Origin of the sequence: Altericroceibacterium indicum, from assembly GCF_009828105.1 — a bacterium.
Lineage (GTDB): Bacteria > Pseudomonadota > Alphaproteobacteria > Sphingomonadales > Sphingomonadaceae > Altericroceibacterium > Altericroceibacterium indicum.
This window is the reverse complement of sequence record NZ_WTYQ01000002.1, coordinates 77,302-95,628: the sequence shown is the minus strand read 5'-3', so window position 1 is coordinate 95,628 and position 18,327 is coordinate 77,302. Positions and strand designations below refer to the sequence as shown.

General features: G+C 58.6%; 14 protein-coding genes. 11 read left to right on the top strand and 3 right to left on the bottom strand.

Annotated features, from left to right (window positions below; genetic code table 11):
- Positions 1-39: 39 nt before the first annotated feature.
- The gene (locus GRI39_RS05410; protein ID WP_160738706.1) at positions 40-381 is read right to left on the bottom strand and encodes a hypothetical protein; all 342 of its coding nucleotides are present in this window, start codon (positions 379-381) and stop codon (positions 40-42) included.
- Between the two features lie 26 nt (positions 382-407).
- Positions 408-1,505, bottom strand: coding sequence for a Leu/Phe/Val dehydrogenase (locus tag GRI39_RS05405; protein WP_160738705.1), 1,098 nt, complete (start codon positions 1,503-1,505; stop codon positions 408-410).
- 127 nt (positions 1,506-1,632) lie between these two features.
- Between GRI39_RS05405 and GRI39_RS05400 the strand changes: the two genes are divergently transcribed.
- The 4 genes from GRI39_RS05400 (at position 1,633) to folE (ending at position 4,871) form a co-directional block, all read left to right on the top strand.
- Positions 1,633-2,094: an Lrp/AsnC family transcriptional regulator gene (locus GRI39_RS05400; protein WP_160738704.1), complete on the top strand. Its 462-nt coding sequence runs from the start codon at positions 1,633-1,635 to the stop codon at positions 2,092-2,094.
- A gap of 80 nt (positions 2,095-2,174) precedes the next feature.
- Complete coding sequence (locus GRI39_RS05395; RefSeq protein ID WP_160738703.1) at positions 2,175-2,666, top strand: hemerythrin domain-containing protein; 492 nt, start codon at positions 2,175-2,177, stop codon at positions 2,664-2,666.
- A gap of 58 nt (positions 2,667-2,724) precedes the next feature.
- Positions 2,725-4,263 carry a phospholipase D-like domain-containing protein gene (locus tag GRI39_RS05390; RefSeq protein WP_246204924.1) on the top strand — a complete coding sequence of 513 codons (1,539 nt, stop codon included), beginning with the start codon at positions 2,725-2,727 and terminating at the stop codon, positions 4,261-4,263.
- Positions 4,260-4,871: a GTP cyclohydrolase I FolE gene (gene folE, locus GRI39_RS05385; protein WP_160738702.1), complete on the top strand. Its 612-nt coding sequence runs from the start codon at positions 4,260-4,262 to the stop codon at positions 4,869-4,871. Before GRI39_RS05390 ends, folE begins: the two co-directional genes overlap by 4 nt.
- Positions 4,872-5,013: 142 nt before the next feature.
- Here folE and GRI39_RS05380 read toward each other — a convergent pair whose 3' ends face one another.
- Complete coding sequence (locus GRI39_RS05380; RefSeq protein WP_160738701.1) at positions 5,014-5,493, bottom strand: peroxiredoxin; 480 nt, start codon at positions 5,491-5,493, stop codon at positions 5,014-5,016.
- A gap of 201 nt (positions 5,494-5,694) precedes the next feature.
- On the opposite strand from GRI39_RS05380, the gene ahcY reads away from it, so the two are divergent.
- The 7 genes from ahcY (at position 5,695) to addA (ending at position 18,304) form a co-directional block, all read left to right on the top strand.
- Positions 5,695-7,113 carry an adenosylhomocysteinase gene (gene ahcY / locus GRI39_RS05375; RefSeq protein WP_160738700.1) on the top strand — a complete coding sequence of 473 codons (1,419 nt, stop codon included), beginning with the start codon at positions 5,695-5,697 and terminating at the stop codon, positions 7,111-7,113.
- A gap of 162 nt (positions 7,114-7,275) precedes the next feature.
- Positions 7,276-9,624 (top strand): sensor histidine kinase, encoded by a 2,349-nt coding sequence (locus GRI39_RS05370; RefSeq protein WP_160738699.1) that lies wholly within the window; start codon positions 7,276-7,278, stop codon positions 9,622-9,624.
- On the top strand, positions 9,621-10,064 hold the full coding sequence (tsaE, locus tag GRI39_RS05365; RefSeq protein ID WP_160738698.1) for a tRNA (adenosine(37)-N6)-threonylcarbamoyltransferase complex ATPase subunit type 1 TsaE: 444 nt from the start codon (positions 9,621-9,623) through the stop codon (positions 10,062-10,064). Before GRI39_RS05370 ends, tsaE begins: the two co-directional genes overlap by 4 nt.
- Positions 10,061-11,053: an aminoglycoside phosphotransferase family protein gene (locus GRI39_RS05360; RefSeq protein WP_160738697.1), complete on the top strand. Its 993-nt coding sequence runs from the start codon at positions 10,061-10,063 to the stop codon at positions 11,051-11,053. The genes tsaE and GRI39_RS05360 overlap by 4 nt, the downstream gene beginning before the upstream one ends.
- Positions 11,050-11,772 carry a nucleotidyltransferase family protein gene (locus GRI39_RS05355; RefSeq protein WP_343033296.1) on the top strand — a complete coding sequence of 241 codons (723 nt, stop codon included), beginning with the start codon at positions 11,050-11,052 and terminating at the stop codon, positions 11,770-11,772. Before GRI39_RS05360 ends, GRI39_RS05355 begins: the two co-directional genes overlap by 4 nt.
- Positions 11,772-14,816, top strand: a complete 3,045-nt coding sequence (gene addB, locus GRI39_RS05350) for a double-strand break repair protein AddB (protein WP_160738696.1) — start codon at positions 11,772-11,774, stop codon at positions 14,814-14,816. The genes GRI39_RS05355 and addB overlap by 1 nt, the downstream gene beginning before the upstream one ends.
- The gene (gene addA / locus GRI39_RS05345) at positions 14,813-18,304 is read left to right on the top strand and encodes a double-strand break repair helicase AddA (RefSeq protein ID WP_160738695.1); all 3,492 of its coding nucleotides are present in this window, start codon (positions 14,813-14,815) and stop codon (positions 18,302-18,304) included. Before addB ends, addA begins: the two co-directional genes overlap by 4 nt.
- Positions 18,305-18,327: the final 23 nt, after the last annotated feature.

The window sequence follows — 18,327 nt, the reverse complement described above, 5'->3', positions numbered from 1 at the left end:
GGCTGCTCCCGGTTCATCCTGTTACCAGAACTGTGTGGCTCAGGCGTGCGGACAAGCCTCCACAATCATAGCTCGCTCAACCAGATGCAGGCTGCGTAATTTGCCGAGCAACGTATCGACCACGGTGCGAGCACGGCACTCAAATTCTACATCGATCACGAGGAAATCTTCCGTCCGGCGCACATTGAGCTGGGCCGGAACAAGGCTGCGCTGGGCAAAGAGGCCAAGCACACGCGGTAAGGTTTCCGGGTGATAGGCACCCCGTAAAGCGATTGTGCGACGTTCAATCTGCGGCGCGGGTGTGCTGGTTTCGGCATTGTCCTGCATCATATCAGGCAAGGGAGTACACAGGGCGACGGGTTCATCGAATGATACTTTCATGGGAGAATCCTTCGGTAGTGAATAGATCAGGCCGGAATGGCGAGGGCTGGCTGAACGGTATTGGCAGGCGCCTTGTCTGTTTGGGCGAGGCGTGCAGCGGTGATGGCATCGCGGGCGAGCGTGTCGGCCGCGCGATTTGTCGGAATTGAAGCTCTGTCAGCGAAATTTAACACCTCCATCAGGCGTTCGCCGGTGGCTTCTACCCGGTGTTTCACTTCAGCTGAGCTGTGCCCGAGATATTCTGCTGCGACATTGATGATACCGCCTGCGTTGACCACATAATCCGGGGCATAAAGAATACCGCGTCCGGCGAGCAGTGTGCCGACTTCGGAAGAGGCAAGCTGGTTATTAGCCGCACCACAGACGAGCTTGGCCCGCATGTGGAGCGCTGCATCGCGGGTCAGTACGCCGCCCAATGCGCAAGGGGCAAAGATATCGGCTTTGGCGGTCAGCAGGTTGCGGCAATTGGAGACCTGTGCGTCAAACTCCACCGCAGCGCGTGCGGCAAGTTCGGCGCGGGGTTCTGCGATGATGAGCTTTGCGCCTGCCTGATGAAGCAGGCGGCATAATTCAAATCCGACATGCCCAAGGCCCTGAACGGCAACGGTCAGTTCTGATAGCGGTTTGCCAAAACGCACCTGTGCGGCCTGTTCCATCGCTACTTTTACGCCCAGCGCAGTCCAGTGTGATGGATCGCCGCCGGGCTTGCCATCCTTTACCGGAAGGCCCGCAACATGGCGGGTCGCCTTGGCCACACTGGCCATATCGTCCATTGATGTGCCGAAATCTTCTGCGGTGATATATTCACCGCCAAGTCGTTCAACCGCCTGACCAAAAGCGCGGAAAAGCTGATCGCGATCAAACGGACGGTCAGGCAGGCGGATCACTGCTTTGCCACCACCCAGCGGCAGGCCTGCCATCACATTCTTGTAAGACATCCCCTCTGCCAGCCGGGCTGCATCTGCCTCGGCTTCGGCATCGGTTTCGTAATGTTTGAAACGGCAACCCCCGGCAGCCGGGCCATAGGCAGTGGAATGAATAGCGATGTAGCCTGACAGACCTGATTTGCTGTCTTCGAGCCGGACAAGACGTTCCAGCTTGGGGCCGTGATTGACGCTATGCATTCCATAATCTCCTTCGTGTGAGGAGGCTTATAAAGAGAGCGTGCAGGTCCTTCTTACCTATTATGCTGGGAATCGTGTCTGTTTGCGGTATATTTCACCTCATTAATAGCATTTTGAGGGTAAAATTTTGCACGGATTGGATCGATATGAAAAGGCTATCCTGAATTTGCTTCAGGAAGACGCCAGTCTTTCGGTGGCTGCCATTGCGGAGAAGGTGGGGCTTTCGGCGTCCCCTTGCTGGCGGCGGATTGACCGGCTGGACAAGGAAGGCTTCATCAAGAAACGCATTGCGGTGGTGGATCGCAAGAAGGTGGGCCTCAACGCTCATATCTTCGCGCAAGTGAAGCTCAATGCCCATGGCCGGGCCAATCTGGACGAGTTTTCCAGAGCCATTCAGGAATTTCCTGAAGTGCTGGAATGCTATGTCTTGATGGGTCCGGTGGATTTTTTACTGAGGATCGTGGCGGCGGACATCGAAGCCTATGAAAAGTTCTTCTTTGATCGGTTATCCAGCCTGCCGGGCATTCAGGAAATCAATTCGACTGTGGCCCTGTCTGATATCAAGTCAGACTCTGCGCTTCCCGTCTGAATTCAAGTGGCTACCCAGCCTTGTGCGGAACCCTTGCCGGCCTGACCGGTTAAAATTGCAAACGCAACAAGGAGCCAGCCATGGCAGATGCCAATACAATTTTCGAACGTCTGAAGCAGGATCATGACCGTCAACGCGAATTGCTGGAAAAGATTGAACAGACGCATGGCGAAAGCGATGAACGCGCCACGTTGTTCGAACAGTTCACGATTGACGCCAAAAGCCACGCCGCCGCTGAAGAGCAGGCGCTTTATTCAACCATGATGCGCAAGCCTGAAACTACTGGCGAAACGCGCCATTCCGTGGCGGAACATCATGAAATCGAAGAAGCGCTGAACGACATTGCCGCAACGGAAATGTCTTCTCCCGGTTGGCTGGCGAAGTTCAAGCAGTTGAAGCATGATTACCTCCATCACATTGATGAAGAGGAAGACGATCACTTCCCTGATTTTGCCAAACAGCTCGACGAGAAAGACGTCGAATATATGGAACAGGTGTTTGAACGTCGCAAAAAGGCAGAAGCGGCGGATGCTGAAGTGACGCCGGAAAGCAAGGATGACGCCAAGGAATAAGCGTCTACTCTGGAAGCACTGATCACCGTTCGATTTACAACAGGGGCAAGGCGGGGTTTTGACCACACAAGACAAGGCCGAAGACAGTTTTGACGATCACTCCGTTGAACCTGGCGTATGGCGTTATGCCCGGGCTAGCCGGGCAAGCGTCATTATCGATGCTGAAAATTACTTCCTGTTGATGCAGAATGCGATGACCAAAGCGCGTCATCGCATTCTGCTTATCGGGTGGGATTTCGACACGCGCATTCATCTCGCCCATGGCCGCCGCTGGTGGCAGAAGGGCTATCGCCGCGATTATCCCAAGCGGTTGGGCAGCTTCATTCTGTGGCTCGCGCGCCACAATAAGGGGCTGGAAATCCGCATTTTGAAATGGAGCTATGGCTTCGTTAAGTTCTTTGGTCGGGGGTCGATGCTCCTCGATCTCGCGCGTTGGGCACCTAATCGGCAGATCGATTTTAAATTCGATACGGCGCATCCTGTCGCCTGTAGCCACCATCAGAAAATCGTGGTGCTGGATGATAAGGTGGCCGTTTGTGGCGGGATCGACATGACCACCAAGCGCTGGGACACGCGTGACCATCTGGAAGAAGATCCCCGTCGCAAGCGCCCACGCGGCCATGTTTATGGACCGTGGCATGATCTGACGATGATGCTTGAAGGGGAGGCCGCCGCTGCGCTTGGCGCGCTGGGGCGGGACCGTTGGGTGCGGGCCGGTGGCAAACCGCTCAAGCCCGTGACCAAGACCGATGCCTCGGCATGGCCGGATCAGTTGACCGAGCACTTCACCGATGTCGAAGTCGGCATCGCCCGGACCAGAGCGCCCTATCGCGATTCCCCGGCGGTGAAAGAAATCGAGGAATTGTTCCTTCTCCATATCGCGCGGGCCAAGCGTTTTATCTATGCCGAAAGCCAGTATTTCGCCTCTCGCAAGATTGGTGAAGCGATTGCCAGACGGCTGGAAGAGGACAATCCGCCCGAATTCGTGATCGTCCATGCCTGCAACGCCGATGGCTGGCTGGAGCAGCAGGCGATGGACCACACGCGGGCGCGTATGGTGGCCATGCTGAAGGAGCTGGACAAGCATGACCGCTTCCACCTCTATTCCCCATGGACAGGTGAAACGCCGATCTATTGCCACGCCAAATTGATGATCGTGGATGATGAAATCCTGCGGGTCGGTTCGGCGAATTTCAATAACCGTTCCATGGGGTTGGACAGCGAATGCGATGTCTTCATCGATTGCGCGCGGCCAGCCAATAAGGGCTGTGGCCAACAGATCGAAAAGCTGCGCCATTCGCTGTTGGCCGAACATTGCGGGTTGGAGATTGAAGAGGTCGGGCCACTGCTGGAAAAGCACGGCTCCATGTCTGCCATGATTAGCGATCTGGGCCTGAAAAATTCCCGTACATTGCGGCTCTATCACCCTGACAAGCTGAACGAGGTGGAAGAAGCATTGGCGGACAACACCGCGCTCGACCCCGAAACGCCGGAAGAATTGTTCGAACCTTTCGCCGAGGGGCGTGGCCTTTTTCGCAAGGGCAGCCTATTGGGCAGGGCGAAAAGACGTTTGAAAAGCAGGCGAGAACGAAAATGAGCTGCGACTTTGACGGCCCCGATGAAGATGAATTGCGGGGCAAGCTGCCGGTGCCCGAAGATGTGCAGGAAGCCATCCGCACGCTGATCCGCTGGTCAGGCGATGACCCGACGCGGGAAGGCTTGCTCGATACACCCAAGCGCGTGGCGCGGGCGTGGAAAGAATATTGCATGGGATATGAAGAAGATCCCGCAGTTCACCTGTCCCGTGTGTTTGAAGAAGTGGGCGGTTATGATGAGATCGTGCTGCTGAAGGATATTCCCTTCCAGTCGCATTGCGAACATCACATGGCCCCGATCATTGGCAAGGCCGCGATTGCTTATTTGCCGACCAATCATGTGGTGGGTATTTCAAAGCTCGCCCGCGTGCTCCACGGCTATGCCCGCCGTTTGCAAATTCAGGAACGACTGACCGCCGAAGTGGCCGATTGTATCTGGAACCACCTCCACCCCAAGGGTGTGGCCGTGGTGATTGAAGCCAGCCACGCCTGCATGACCGCCCGCGGCGTGCGCACACCGGGCGTCAGCATGATTACCAGCCATGTGATGGGCACATTCCGCAAGGATGATCGCAGCCGCAAGGAAGTGCTCGGCCTGATGGGCTATTAAGCGAAAGCTTGAATATTGGATAAACGCGATTGGCTGCCTTGGGGGCGGGTGATCGCGTTTTTCTTTGAATGCTTCAAGTACGAAAAAGGCCGGCAACTCCGAAGGAGGAGCTGCCAGCCTTTTGCTTAACTTATAAAAAAGCTTAGAGCTGGCCGAGCATGTAGTCGGCGCTGCTGACTTTGAAGTCGCCGCCTTCTTCTACGTTGAGTTCGGTCACGGTGCCATCGTCCACGATCATGGAGAAGCGCTGGCCGCGTGTACCCATGCCGAAACCGGAACCGTCCATCGTGAGGCCGAGGGCTTTCACGAAATCGGCATTGCCATCGGCGAGCATGGTGATGTCAGAGGAACCGGCGTCCTTGTTCCATGCACCCATGACGAAAGCATCGTTGACGGCGGTGCAGGCGATTTCGTCCACGCCCTTGGCTTTCAGTTCGGCGGCCTTGTCAACAAAGCCGGGAAGATGCTTGGCAGAACAGGTCGGGGTGTAAGCGCCGGGAACGGAGAACAGCGCGACCTTCTTGCCAGCGAAATAATCGCTCGACTGAAGGGCTTCAGGACCGTTTTCGGTTGCTTTTACGAGCTTCACGTCGGGGAGTTTGTCACCCACTGAAATTGTCATGGTCAGATCAATCCTCTGCTTTCAGGAACACAGGACATAAGCGCTCTTGGCCGGTGCGCAACCGGGGCAGGGGCGTTCAGCTGAAAACTCTTATGCGCGGAGCTTTACCTTGCCTCCTGCTTCGGTCTATGGCGGCGCCATATTCGAGGCGCAGCATTGTTTCGCGCCAGTATTTTATGGAACTCGTCAGGAGAATCCCGAGTGGCCAATGCCGTTGCCGATCAAGATCGTATCATCAAGGATATCAGCCTTGCCGCCTATGGCCGCGCTGAAATTGCCATCGCTGAAACCGAAATGCCGGGCCTTATGGCGCTGCGCGAAGAATATGGCGCTTCCCAGCCGCTGAAGGGCGCGCGGATCACCGGTTCGCTGCATATGACGATCCAGACCGCTGTCTTGATCGAAACGCTGGTGGCGCTGGGCGCAGACGTGCGTTGGGCAACCTGCAACATCTATTCCACGCAGGATCACGCAGCGGCTGCGATTGCCGATCAGGGCATTCCTGTATTTGCCATCAAGGGTGAAAGCCTGGCCGATTACTGGGATTATGTTGGCCGCATCTTTGACTGGTCCACCGAAGCGGATGCAGACCTGACCGCCAATATCATCCTCGATGATGGCGGCGATGCGACCATGTTCGCCATCTGGGGCGCGCGGATCGAAGCGGGCGAAGAAATGCCTGCGCCTGAAAACGCTGAAGAAATCGAAATGCAGCGCGCATTGAAGGAATTCCTCCAGCGCAAGCCCGGCTATCTCACCAAGACGGTGAAGGCATTGCAGGGCGTTTCGGAAGAAACCACCACGGGCGTGCATCGCCTCTATCACCTTGCGAAGGCTGGCAAGCTGCCATTCCCGGCGATTAATGTGAACGATTCGGTCACCAAGTCGAAGTTTGACAATCTCTATGGCTGCAAGGAATCACTGGTTGACGCGATCCGCCGCGCGACCGACGTGATGCTGGCCGGCAAGGTCGCTTGCGTTGCTGGTTACGGCGATGTCGGCAAGGGTTCGGCAGCCTCGCTCCGCAATGGCGGCGCGCGCGTTCTGGTGACGGAAGTCGATCCGATCTGCGCCTTGCAGGCCGTGATGGAAGGCTATGAAGTCGTCACCATGGAAGAAGCCGTGAAGCGGGCGGATATTTTCGTCACCTGCACCGGCAATGAAGGCGTCATCACCGCTGAGCACATGAAGGGCATGAAGCCCATGAGCATCGTGTGCAACATTGGCCATTTCGATTCCGAAATCCAGATCGGCGCGCTCGACAATTACGAATGGCAGGAAGTGAAGCCGGGCACGGACCTCGTGACGTTTGACGATGGCAAGCAGATCCTGATCCTTGCCAAGGGCCGTTTGGTGAATCTCGGTTGCGCCACGGGCCACCCAAGCTTCGTGATGAGCTGTTCCTTCACCAATCAGGTGCTGGCGCAGATCGAATTGTTCACCAAGGCTGATGAATATAACAACGATGTTTATGTTCTGCCCAAGCATCTCGATGAAAAGGTGGCTGCACTTCACCTCGATAAGCTTGGCGCTACGCTGACGCAGCTCAGCCAGCGTCAGGCTGATTACATCGGTGTGCCGCAGAATGGCCCGTTCAAGCCGGAACATTACCGCTACTGATTGTTGCGCTCTAGCGATAATCAACACGTCAGCCCCTTCCGGTTTCATATCGGGAGGGGTTTGTGTTTCAGCGTGGTGATTTACGTAGAAATACCGAAGGCTATACCCGATTTATAATACGCCCGCTTGCATCGCGGGCTGGTGCGGCATAGCTCTCAGAACATGGAATTTTCACCCACTGCACTGGTTCTGCTCGGCCTGTTTCTGGCTGCCTGGACCATGGGCGCGGCTTTTATGGTGCTGCGCGCTCGCACATTGTCCGGCAAGGTCGAATCTGCGCGGCGCAATTCGCGCCGGTTTGCCCGCATTCTGGAGGAAAGCCCGGCTGTTCCTCTTCTTATCCAGCCCGATGGCAGGATAGAAGCGCCCGAACGGCTGGCGACATGGCTTGGGCTAGATAAAACACCGGGTTTCCTGAGCGAACTCGATGATGGAGAAAATGGCCTGTCCACGGCGGACCTTGAAGCATTGAGCGATGCTGTGCGGCGTTGCCATCGTACGGCCTCCAGTTTTGAAATGGTGCTGACCCCGCGCCACTCCAAACGCAGCCTGGCCGTGCGGGGGCAATTAGCCGATCCAGCCATCGCATCGGGCAATGCCGTGCTGGTCTGGTGGTTCGATTTTTCTGAAAGCCATGACGAATTGAAGCGGTTGCGCAAAGGTGCCCGGCGTGCCCGGCGTGATTTTGCAGCCCTTGTTGGAATGATCGAAGCTGCCCCCATGCCGATGTGGTTTCGTGGGCCGGACACAAAATTGCAACTGGTCAACAGCGCCTATGTTGAAGCGGTTGGTGCGCAAAGTGCTGAGCAGGCCGTGGCGATGCAAATCGAACTGATTGAGCCGATTGAAGGAGTCGGCGCGCCACAAGTGGCAGAACAGGCCCAGGCCGACGGCCAGCCGATTGAACGGATTGTGAGCGCCACACTTCACAATCAGCGCCGGACTCTGCGGGTCAGTGACTTGCCACTGGGCCGGGAAGGGGTGGCTGGATATGCAATCGACATTGAAGATATGGAAGAACAAAACCGTATCTTTCGGGCCTTTAGGGAAGCGCATCTCTCGCTCCTTGATTTGCTATCGGTTGGTGTGGCCTTGTTCGATGAGCGGCGTGGGCTGAGTTTTGCCAATCAGCCGTTTCAACGCCTGTTCGCCATGTCCAGCGCAGCCCATCAGGATGCCCTCACATTTGACCGTTTTCTCGACATGGCTCGAGATAGGGGCCGCTTGCCGGAGCGGCGTGATTTTCCGCAATGGCGGGCAGAACTGGGCGCATGGTTCACTTCGGACACAGCGCAGGAAGATGCCTGGACTCTTCCCGATGGCACGCATTTGCGCATTATCGCGCAGCCTATGCCCGATGGCGGGCTGGTAATGATTGCAGAAGATCGCTCGGAAGAACTGGCGCTGGCGGCTACGCGCGATACGCTGCTGCGGACCCGCACGGCAACTTTCGACAGCCTGTTCGAATCCCTTGCCGTCTTTGCACCAGACGGCCGGTTGCAGCTGTGGAACCGCTGCTTTGCCGAGATATGGGGCTTGCCGGAAAATCTGATGGACGATCATCCGCGGATCGAGAAAATTCTTGAAAAGATTGCTCCGCAACTGGCCCGGCCTGGCCATAAGCAAGCGATCGGGGAGGCTGTGCGCTCGGCAACGCTTGATCGGCGCCAGCGCGGTGGGCAGGTGAGCCTGGCCGATGGGCGAACACTGGAATTTGCCGGCGTTCCATTGCCTGATGGCAATGGATTGCTGACCATCCTCGATGTAACGGATTCCCGCATGGCGGAAGATGCCCTGCGTGAACGCAACAGTGCATTGGAAGAAGCAGATGCGGTCAAAACCCGCTTCCTTGCGAATATGTCCTACGAATTTCGCACCCCGCTCACATCGATCAGCGGCTTTGCTGAATTGCTTCAGGGCGGTGTCGCTGGTGAACTTTCGGATCAGGCGAAGGATTATGTCGAAGCCATTCTGACTTCGGTGGAGCGTCTTTCCGCCCAGATCGAAAGCGTGCTGGATTTAACACAAAGCGAATCCGGCCTGCTGCCCATCGCCACCGAAGATCTTGAATTGCTGCCTTTCCTCACGACGCTGGTGCATGAGCATGAGGATGCGATTGAGCGTAAACACATATCACTGAACCTTCGCGGAGATCGCAGCTCCGGCTCCATCCAGGCTGATAAGCGCCGTCTTGCCCGGGCTATCAACAGCCTGCTTGAAAATGCCATCGCTGCCACCCCTGAACATGGCCGCATTCTGGTCAGCCTTGCTCTGCACAGGAAGGTGGTGAAAATTGTCATTTCCGACAATGGCTGCGGAATGCGCCCCGGAGAACTGGCTCGCGCGCTCGATGGCTATCAGCTTGGCGCCGATGGCCAGCCTGAAAAACGCCGCACCGGGCTCGGTTTGCCGCTCGCCCGTCAATTGGTCGAAGCGCATGGCGGGCGGCTTGAAATGCTGTCCGAACCCGGCTCCGGCACCACTGCAACCATTATCCTTCCGGTGACATGAACATAAACCTGCCTGATCTCGCGGCCATGGAAGCCTATGGCCATCGTATCGCTGCCCAATTGCGCCCCGGCGACGTGCTGGCGCTGACCGGAGGGTTGGGCGCTGGCAAGACCACGCTCGCCCGCTCGATCATCGCGGCGCTTGGCTATCAAGGGGAAGTGCCATCCCCCACTTTTACCATTGTCGAAACCTATGATCCGCCCGCTGTTCGCTTTCCCTTGGTTCATGCAGATTTTTACCGGCTCAATGATCCATCCGAAGCTGAAGAGCTGGGGCTGGATGATTATCGCTACGGTGCCGCGCTGATTGCAGAGTGGCCAGATCATGCCGGAGGCTTCGCACATGAGCCTGCCTGTCTGTCTATCCATCTCGAAATTGCGGATGAAGGACGTTTGGCCGTTGTCGAACCGGGTTCGGATTGGCTAACCCGTCTGCCATGACAAGTGAACGGCCAGAGGGGCTCGATAATTTCCTGCAAAATGCAGGTTGGGGCGGGGTAGCGGTGGAGCCGCTTGCAGGCGATGCCAGCTTCCGGCGATATTTCAGGATTCGTGGGGGTGGGCGCTCAGCCATGCTGATGTATGCCCCGCCGCCGCATGAAGATCCGGGGCCGTTCCTCGATGTGGCGCAGTGGCTCACGCAAAATGGCCACCGCGCGCCGGTGATCCATGCTGAGGCGCGCGATGAAGGTTATGTGCTGATCGAAGATTTCGGCGATGACCGGATGCGTGACTGGCTTGATGCCAATCCTGATGCAGAGCGTGCGATCTATACCAAGGCCATCAAAGCTCTGGTAAAGCTACGCGCCTGCCCGCCCGGACCTTTCCCACCTTATGATATGGCTACTTATTCGCGTGAAGTGGGGCTGTTCACCGAATGGTATTGCCCGGCGATGGGACTGGATGTGGACGTGCAAACCTACCATGATGCATGGGGTAAGGTGTTGGAGCCTTTGCTGAAGCGGCAAGACCCCGGTGTTACGGTGCTGCGTGATTATCATGCAGAAAACATCATGCTGCTGAATGTGGGGCAAAGTGCCGATTGCGCGCAGGGCCTGATTGATTTTCAGGATGCTCTGGTAGGCCATCCGGCCTATGATCTGGTGTCACTGCTTCAGGATGCGCGGCGCGATGTGTCGCCTGAACTGGAACGTGAAATGCTGGATTTCTATTGCTCTCAGGTGGATACGGGCGAAGATTTCCTCGCTGATTATGCCCGCCTCGGGGCGCAGCGTAATGCCAAGATCATCGGCATTTTTGCCCGCCTGTGGAAACGCGATGACAAACCGCGTTATCTGGCTTTCATTCCCCGCGTATGGGAGGCATTGGAACGCGATCTGATGCATCCGGCTCTTGCTCCGGTAGCACAGTGGTTTGATGACAATATTCCTCAAAACATCCGTGATACGCGCGGTGGAGAATTGATGTGAACACACTTGCTTCCGATACGGCCATGGTCATGGCTGCGGGGTTGGGCAAACGTATGCGGCCGCTGACGGCAACACAGCCCAAGCCTCTGGTGCGTGTCGCAGGCAAGTCTTTGATTGATTATTCGCTGGACCGGCTGGCATCTGCCGGTGTCACCAAGGCCGTGGTGAATGTTCATTATATGAGCGATTCCCTCGAAGCCCATGTGCTTGATCGTGAACTGCCCAAAGTCACCATCTCGGATGAGCGGCACGAATTGCTCGAAACCGGTGGCGGCATGGTCAAGGCACATAAAGCGGGCCTGCTGCCTGACCCATTCTATTGCCTCAATAGCGACAATATCTGGCTGGATGGGCCATATGATGCGTTTCATGAACTGGCCGAAGCATGGAACCCTGAAAAGATGGACGCGCTCTTGCTGCTGGTACCCCATACCAGTGCGCATAATTTTACCGGGCCGGGCGATTTTCATATGGATGGTGAAGGGCTGATTTCCCGCCGCCGCACCCCGCGGATCGCGCCATTCATTTTTACGGGCATTCAGCTTATTTCCCATCGCTTCTTGCGCGATGCGCCAGAAGGGGCATTTTCGACCAATATCCTGTGGAATCGCGCGATTGAAGAAGGCCGCTTATATGGCTTTGTTTTTGCTGGTGAATGGTTCGAAGTTGGTACTCCGCAGGCCATTGCGCCAACGGAAGCCCTGCTCAGCGAAATTTGATGCAAGATGATGTGACCGAGCGGGGCGGACCTCAGATATTTTCCATCGCAGCGCATCGCGGCTTTGCTGATGCGCTGGTGGCGGGGCTGGTGCCGCGATATGGCGATGACCATGTAGGACTTGCCCGGCTCACCCTGATCCTGCCAAGCACGCGGGCCATCCGCACGGTGAGCGAAGCCTTCATCCGGCATAGCGGAGAAGGCTTGCTGATGCCGCGCATGGTCGCGGTGGGCGATCTCGACCTTGATGAAACGCTGGGGCCGCTGCTCGATCCTTTGGGGGCGGGGGATGATATTCCGCCCGCTGCAGACCCGACCCGGCGCTGGCTCAGGATTGCCGAGATGATCCGCGAAGAACGCGGGGCAGAGGCACCCAAGGGCGGGGCCTTGCTGCGTCTGGCGCGCGAATTGGCGCAGGCGATGGACCGGCTGCTGGTGGAAGATATTGCGCCAGATGAATTGCTTGGACCCCGTGTGCTCGATCTGCTGGGCGATCTTTCGCACCATTGGCAGGATAGTTTGCATCTCTTTGCCCGCGTGCAAACGCGCTGGCTGGCAGAATTGCAGACACGCGACGAAGTGGATGCGGCCACGCGCCGCAATGCTCTGTTCAAACGTGCGGCAATGAAATGGAAAGAACAGCCGCCGGCGCATCCTGTCGTGGCCGCTGGTGTCACCAGTGCAGCGCCGACACTCGCCGGATTGCTGCGGGTGATTTCCGAATTACCACGAGGCGCGGTGGTGCTGCCCGATTGCGACCTGTCGCTTGATGCGGATGTATGGGAAGAGCTGGGCCGCGCTGGCGCGCCGGCTGAAGCGGATGGCGCGCCCTTTGCGGCGAGCGATGCCTCCACCCATCCGCAATATCATTTGAAGCTGCTGCTGAACCGTATGGGTGTGGCGCGCGGTGAAGTGCAGCAATGGCATCGGGCGGGCATGTCCAAAGGGCCGCCTGAACGTTCCTACGCCATTTCAAACCTTTTCCTGCCCCCGCAAGCGAGCAAGGAGTGGGTAGCCCTGCCGGCGGAAAAGCGCCGCCTGTCCGGCGTGCGGTTGATGGAAACGGCCAACCCTGAAGAAGAGGCGCAGGCGATTGCGCTGCTGATCCGGCAAAAGCTGGAAGAACCTGAACAACGCGCCGCGCTGGTCACACCCGATCGCGCTTTGGCTGAACGCGTGGTCGGCCATTTGCGGCGCTGGAATATTGCGGCCGACGATTCCGCTGGCCGTGCTTTGTCACACACAGCGGCGGGGCGGTTGATCCTTCTTCTGGCCGAAACGCTGGGCGATAATCTGGCGCCGGTATCCTTCATGGGGCTGCTCCAGCATCCGCTGGCAGGGTTGGGCAATGCGGGCATCAGCGAAGCCGGGCAGGGCAGGCCTTTCTGGCTCGAAAATACGCGTCTGCTGGAACGCGCCCTTCGCGGACCACGGCCAGAGCCGGGCCTTGCGCCATTGGCGGAGAAAGTGGCTGCGCTGGCCAAGCGCAAGCCCACAATTGCGGTATGGTGGCAGAATGTGGACGCTCTGTTTGCCCCGCTGCTGGACTTGAAGCTGGTCGAAAGTCCACCGCTCGCAGATATGCTCGATGCGCTGGCCGAAGCGGGGGAACAGCTTTGCGGGGAAGCGCTATGGGCGCGCGAAGATGGCCGCGCTTTGAGCGGTTTCGTCGAAGAATTGCGCCTCCATGCCCGCGATGTCGGCACGCAGGTGGCATGGCGTGATCTGCCGGTGGTGCTGCGCGATGCGATGGAGATGGTCGCGGTTCGCCCACCTTATGGCGGCCATCCGCGGGTGGCGATTTATGGCCTGCTGGAAAGCCGGATGACCCGCGCTGATCTGGTGATCTGTGCCGGCCTCAATGAAGGCACATGGCCGCGCTCGCCATCCATCGACACGCTGATTGCCCCGCCAGTGCTCAGGGCGCTGGGTGTTCCGGGCGGTGATTTTCGCATCGGCCTTGCAGCCCATGACCTTGCCGGAGCCCTGGGCGCGCCGGAAGTGGTGCTGAGCCGGGCACAGCGCGATGCAGGCGGCCCGGCTATCCCTTCGCGCTTCCTGCTCAGGGTGGAGGCGCTGCTGGGCAGTAGCCTGATCGACGATCACCGCGAACTGGATATTCCGAGGCTCGCCCGCACCCTCGACACACCGGCCAGTGAGGCACCGCCCTATCCGCGCCCCAAGCCGAGGCCCACTGCCCGCCAGCGCGACGTTGAAATTCGCGTCACCGCGCTCGACCGTTTGCGGAGCGACCCCTATCAATTCTACGCCGATGCGATCCTTGGCCTTAAAAAGCTCGACGGATTGGACGAAGAACCGTCTGCCGCATGGAAGGGCATCGCCGCGCATAAAATCCTTGAAAACTGGCATGACACTTATGGCGATATGCCGCTGATCGCAGAGCAGGTGCTGGACCAGATGAACGCCCACCCGCTGATGCGCGGCCTGTGGCGTCCGCGCCTGATGGCCGCGCTCGAATGGGTTGAAGCCACTGTGGCTGAACAACGCGCGCAGGGCCGTGAACCGGTAAAATGGGAAGCGGCGGGGCGCTTTGAGGTGGACGGCGTTACCATCAAGGGCCGCGCAGACCGGATTGACCGGATGGCCGATGGCACGCTCGCCATTGTGGATTACAAAACCGGAAAGCCGCCTTCTTCGAAAATGGTGGAACAAGGCTTTGCTCTCCAGCTTGGGCTGATCGGCTTGATGGCCGAAGCGGGTGGTTTCAGGGGACTTGAGGGGGAAGCTGCCCGGTTTGAATATTGGTCACTGGCCAAAGATGGCGATGGTTTCGGCTATATCAAAACCCCGGTGCGCGAAGGGCAAAAGAAAACTGGCCTGTTTCCAGAGGATTTCCTGCCCGAAACCCGGCGCTTCCTGCGCGAAGCCATTGCCCAGTGGATCAATGGTGATGAAGCCTTCACCGCAAGGCTGAACCCGGATCTGAAGGGCTATACCGATTACGACCAGCTGATGCGGCTTGATGAATGGTTCTCCCGCGTGCAGGCCGGACAAGGGCGCGGATTTGAGGAGAATGCAGCATGAGCGGCGCAGTCTATCCTCTCCACGGCGCGCAGCGTGACGCGGTGAACCCGGCGGATTCGGTCTGGCTGTCGGCCTCGGCGGGCACGGGTAAAACGCAGGTTCTGTCCGCCCGCGTGCTGCGCCTGCTGATGCAGCCGGGCGTTGCGCCATCGCAGATCCTGTGCCTCACTTTCACCAAGGCAGGTGCTGCCGAAATGGCAGTGAGGATCAATGAAGTGCTCGCCCGCTGGGTGCGGCTGCCGGAAACCGATCTGGCGATGGAGCTGGGCCATATCGGCGCGCCGGCCACGCCTGAGGCGCGTGAAAGAGCGCGCACCCTGTTTGCCAGCGTGCTTGATTGCCCCGGCGGGGGTTTGCGGATCGACACGATCCACGCCTTTTCGCAATGGCTGCTGTCAGCTTTCCCTGAAGAAGCAGACCTCACCCCCGGCACGCAGGCGATGGAAGACCGGGACCGCGATTTGCTTGCCCGCGAAACGCTGTCAGACATGCTGATTGATGCAGAACGGCAGGGCGATCACGCCACGCTGAACAATCTTGCCATGCTCAGCCGCCGCCTTGGCCCTGATGCGGTGCAGGGCTGGCTGATGCGCTGCGCACAGGCGCGCGAAGCATGGTTTGGCCCCGGCGCATGGACCCCGCCATTGATGCCAAGGGTCAAGCAATTGCTTGGCCTGCCCAGCGATGCGGATGAAAGCGCGCTGGCGGAACTGTGCAGTGATGAAGTGTTTGCGGTTACATCTTTGCGGCATTGCGCGGCGGTATATGCGGAGTGGGGCACGAAAACCGGGCTGCAATGCGCCGATGCGGCGGCAGAGTGGCTCGCCGCATCGCCTGCCAAACGGGCCGAAACATTTGGCGATCTTGAAAAAGCGCTCTTTACCCAGAAGGCGGAGCCGCGTTCGCTCAAATCATTGCTGAAATTCGATCCCGGTTATGAAGGTGTGGCCGCGCGGGTGAAGGATAGCCTTGATGCAATCCGGCGTTATCAATTGCTGCTCCAACTGGCCGATCGGATGGCTCCGGCGCTCACCATCGGGCGGCAATTTGCGCTGGCATGGGACGAGGCCAAGAAGCGCGAAGGCTTTATTGATTTTGACGATCAGATCCACCATGCGGCGCAATTGCTCAGCCGGTCCGACCTTGCCGAATGGATCCGCTACAAGCTTGATCGGCGCTTCGATCACATTTTGATCGACGAAGCGCAGGACACCAATGAAGCGCAGTGGAATATCGTCCGCGCGCTGACGGGGGATTTCTTTGCCGGGCTGGGCCAGCATGATGGCAAATTGCGCACCATCTTTGTGGTAGGGGATTACAAGCAGGCGATTTTCCGCTTTCAGGGCACCAGCCCGGAGAATTTTGAAGCGGCCCGTCTGCGTTTCCGGGAAGAGATTTCCGCCGCTGCCCGCAATGCCGATATGCTGGATGACAACCATCTGGCGATGCACGGCTTGCAGGAACTGGGCCTTGATCGCAGCTTCCGCACGGCGCAGCCGGTGCTCGATTTTGTCGATGCGGCGATTGCGCGGATTACGCCGGGCCGCTTTGGTCTGAAACAAAACCCGGAAAAGCATATAGGGGAAGATCGCCCCGGTCTGGTGACCTTGTGGCCACCGGTCAGCGCCACGCCTGAGGAAGGCACTGCCAGCGGCGATGAAGGTGAAGAGGCATGGCTCTCCAGACCCGATCGCATCTTGGCCGACAAGATTGCCGCGCAGGTCTCCCGCTGGATGAAAGAGGGTTTCCCCCTTGTCAAAGGCGGCGCGCGGCGGGCCGGGCCGGGTGATGTGATGGTGCTGGTCCGCAAAAGGCGCGAACTCGCCGGATTGATCGTGGCACGGCTGCATGCATGCGGCGTTCCCGTGGCCGGGGTGGACCGGCTGCGGCTGGGTGCGCCTTTGGCGGTGAAGGATGTGATGGCTGCCTTGCGCTTTGCTGCGCAGCCGCTCGATGATCTCAATCTGGCCAATCTGCTGGTATCCCCGCTGATTGGCTGGACGCAGGAACAATTGCTTGAACATGGCTGGCGCGAAGGCGGCAAGCGCTTGTGGGATCACTTGCGTGCTTCTACCAATTCCCATATTCGCGCCACTCTGGCGAAGCTGGGCGAATTGCTGGCGATTGCTGATTTTGAACCCCCGCAGGTGCTGCTCAACTGGATTCTCACCGGGCCATGGCGTGGCCGGCAGGTGCTGGTCCAGCGGCTTGGCCATGAAGCCAATGATCCGCTCGATGAACTGCTCAACGCCGCCCATGCCTATAGCAGCGCCCATGTGGTGAGCCTTCAGGGCTTTATCCATTGGTTCGATGCAGGGGAGGGTGAATTGAAGCGCGAAGCAGGGGCCAGCGATGGCCTTGTGCGCGTGATGACCGTGCATGGTTCCAAGGGGCTACAGGCCCCCATCGTGATCCTTGCTGACGCTGCCGGGAAACCGGGCGGGGTGAGCGGCGACGATCTCGAAATGGCGGAAACTATCCTTGGTGAAGAAGGGCTACCAGATATCCGCAAGCTGCCGGTCCCGCAGGTGAAAAAGGGTGATATGGCAGGCGCCGTGGCTGATGCTGCCGAAGCGGCGGCGGCGGCTGAACTGGAGGAACATTGGCGGCTGCTCTATGTTGCTATGACCCGTGCAGAAGAGGCACTGTTTATCGGTGGTGCGCTGGGTTTGCGGGAAAGCGAACCGGCGCAAGACAGTTGGTATGCACAGCTTAGCCTGCTGTTCACGGGAGAGGCCGTGAGCGATCCAATCTGGGGTGAAGTGCGCGAATGGGGGGCCAGCGGCCCCTTGGTTGAGGCTGAGAAAACCGACAAGACGGCAGAACAGCCGAAGATGGAAATGCCCCGCTGGGCGACGAACGTGGTCGGGCCAGAACCCAAGCCACCGCGCCCTCTGGCACCATCCGCTGCGGGTGAAGATCAGGCATCCGATCCGCCATTGCCTGCCGATCAGGCCAAAATGGCAGCGCGGCGCGGTATTCTGATCCATAAATTGCTCGAACGCTTGCCCGAACTGGGTGAGGCAGAGCGTGAAGCAGCAGGGCGGCAATGGCTGGAGCGGCAGGCAGCCGACCTGCCAGCAGACATTCGCAGCGAGATGCTCAGTGCCGCGCTCAAAGTGATTGCCGAGCCGCAATGGGCAGAATTGTTCTCCCCCGCCGCGCTGGCAGAAATTCGCCTTGCCGCGACGGTGGAAGGGCAGGTGATCGCCGGCATGGCTGACCGTCTGCTGGTGGAGGATGATCGCGTGTTGATCGCGGATTTCAAGACCGCCCGCCGCCCACCATCCTCGCTCAGCACAGTGCCTTCGGCCACGCTGAAGCAGATGGGCGCCTATGCCGCCGCCTTGCAGGTGATCTATCCGGGGCGGCGGATTGAAGCGGTTGTGCTCTACACGCAGGCCCCGCGATTGATCGCCATTCCCGCCGAAATTCTGGCGCGGCACAAACCCGGCTTGTCCCCGGCGCAGGAAAGCTTGGGGGCGTGAAGCGTTGTTTCGCTGAATGCGGC

Bases quoted from the DNA above. Each gene is read 5' to 3' on its own strand.
- addA (WP_160738695.1), top strand. From the start codon at position 14,813: ATGAGCGGCGCAGTCTATCCTCTCCACGGCGCGCAGCGTGACGCGGTG.
- GRI39_RS05380 (WP_160738701.1), bottom strand. From the start codon at position 5,493: ATGACAATTTCAGTGGGTGACAAACTCCCCGACGTGAAGCTCGTAAAA.
- addB (WP_160738696.1), top strand. From the start codon at position 11,772: ATGCAAGATGATGTGACCGAGCGGGGCGGACCTCAGATATTTTCCATC.
- GRI39_RS05405 (WP_160738705.1), bottom strand. From the start codon at position 1,505: ATGCATAGCGTCAATCACGGCCCCAAGCTGGAACGTCTTGTCCGGCTC.
- GRI39_RS05395 (WP_160738703.1), top strand. From the start codon at position 2,175: ATGGCAGATGCCAATACAATTTTCGAACGTCTGAAGCAGGATCATGAC.
- GRI39_RS05370 (WP_160738699.1), top strand. From the start codon at position 7,276: ATGGAATTTTCACCCACTGCACTGGTTCTGCTCGGCCTGTTTCTGGCT.
- GRI39_RS05360 (WP_160738697.1), top strand. From the start codon at position 10,061: ATGACAAGTGAACGGCCAGAGGGGCTCGATAATTTCCTGCAAAATGCA.
- GRI39_RS05410 (WP_160738706.1), bottom strand. From the start codon at position 381: ATGAAAGTATCATTCGATGAACCCGTCGCCCTGTGTACTCCCTTGCCT.
- tsaE (WP_160738698.1), top strand. From the start codon at position 9,621: ATGAACATAAACCTGCCTGATCTCGCGGCCATGGAAGCCTATGGCCAT.
- folE (WP_160738702.1), top strand. From the start codon at position 4,260: ATGAGCTGCGACTTTGACGGCCCCGATGAAGATGAATTGCGGGGCAAG.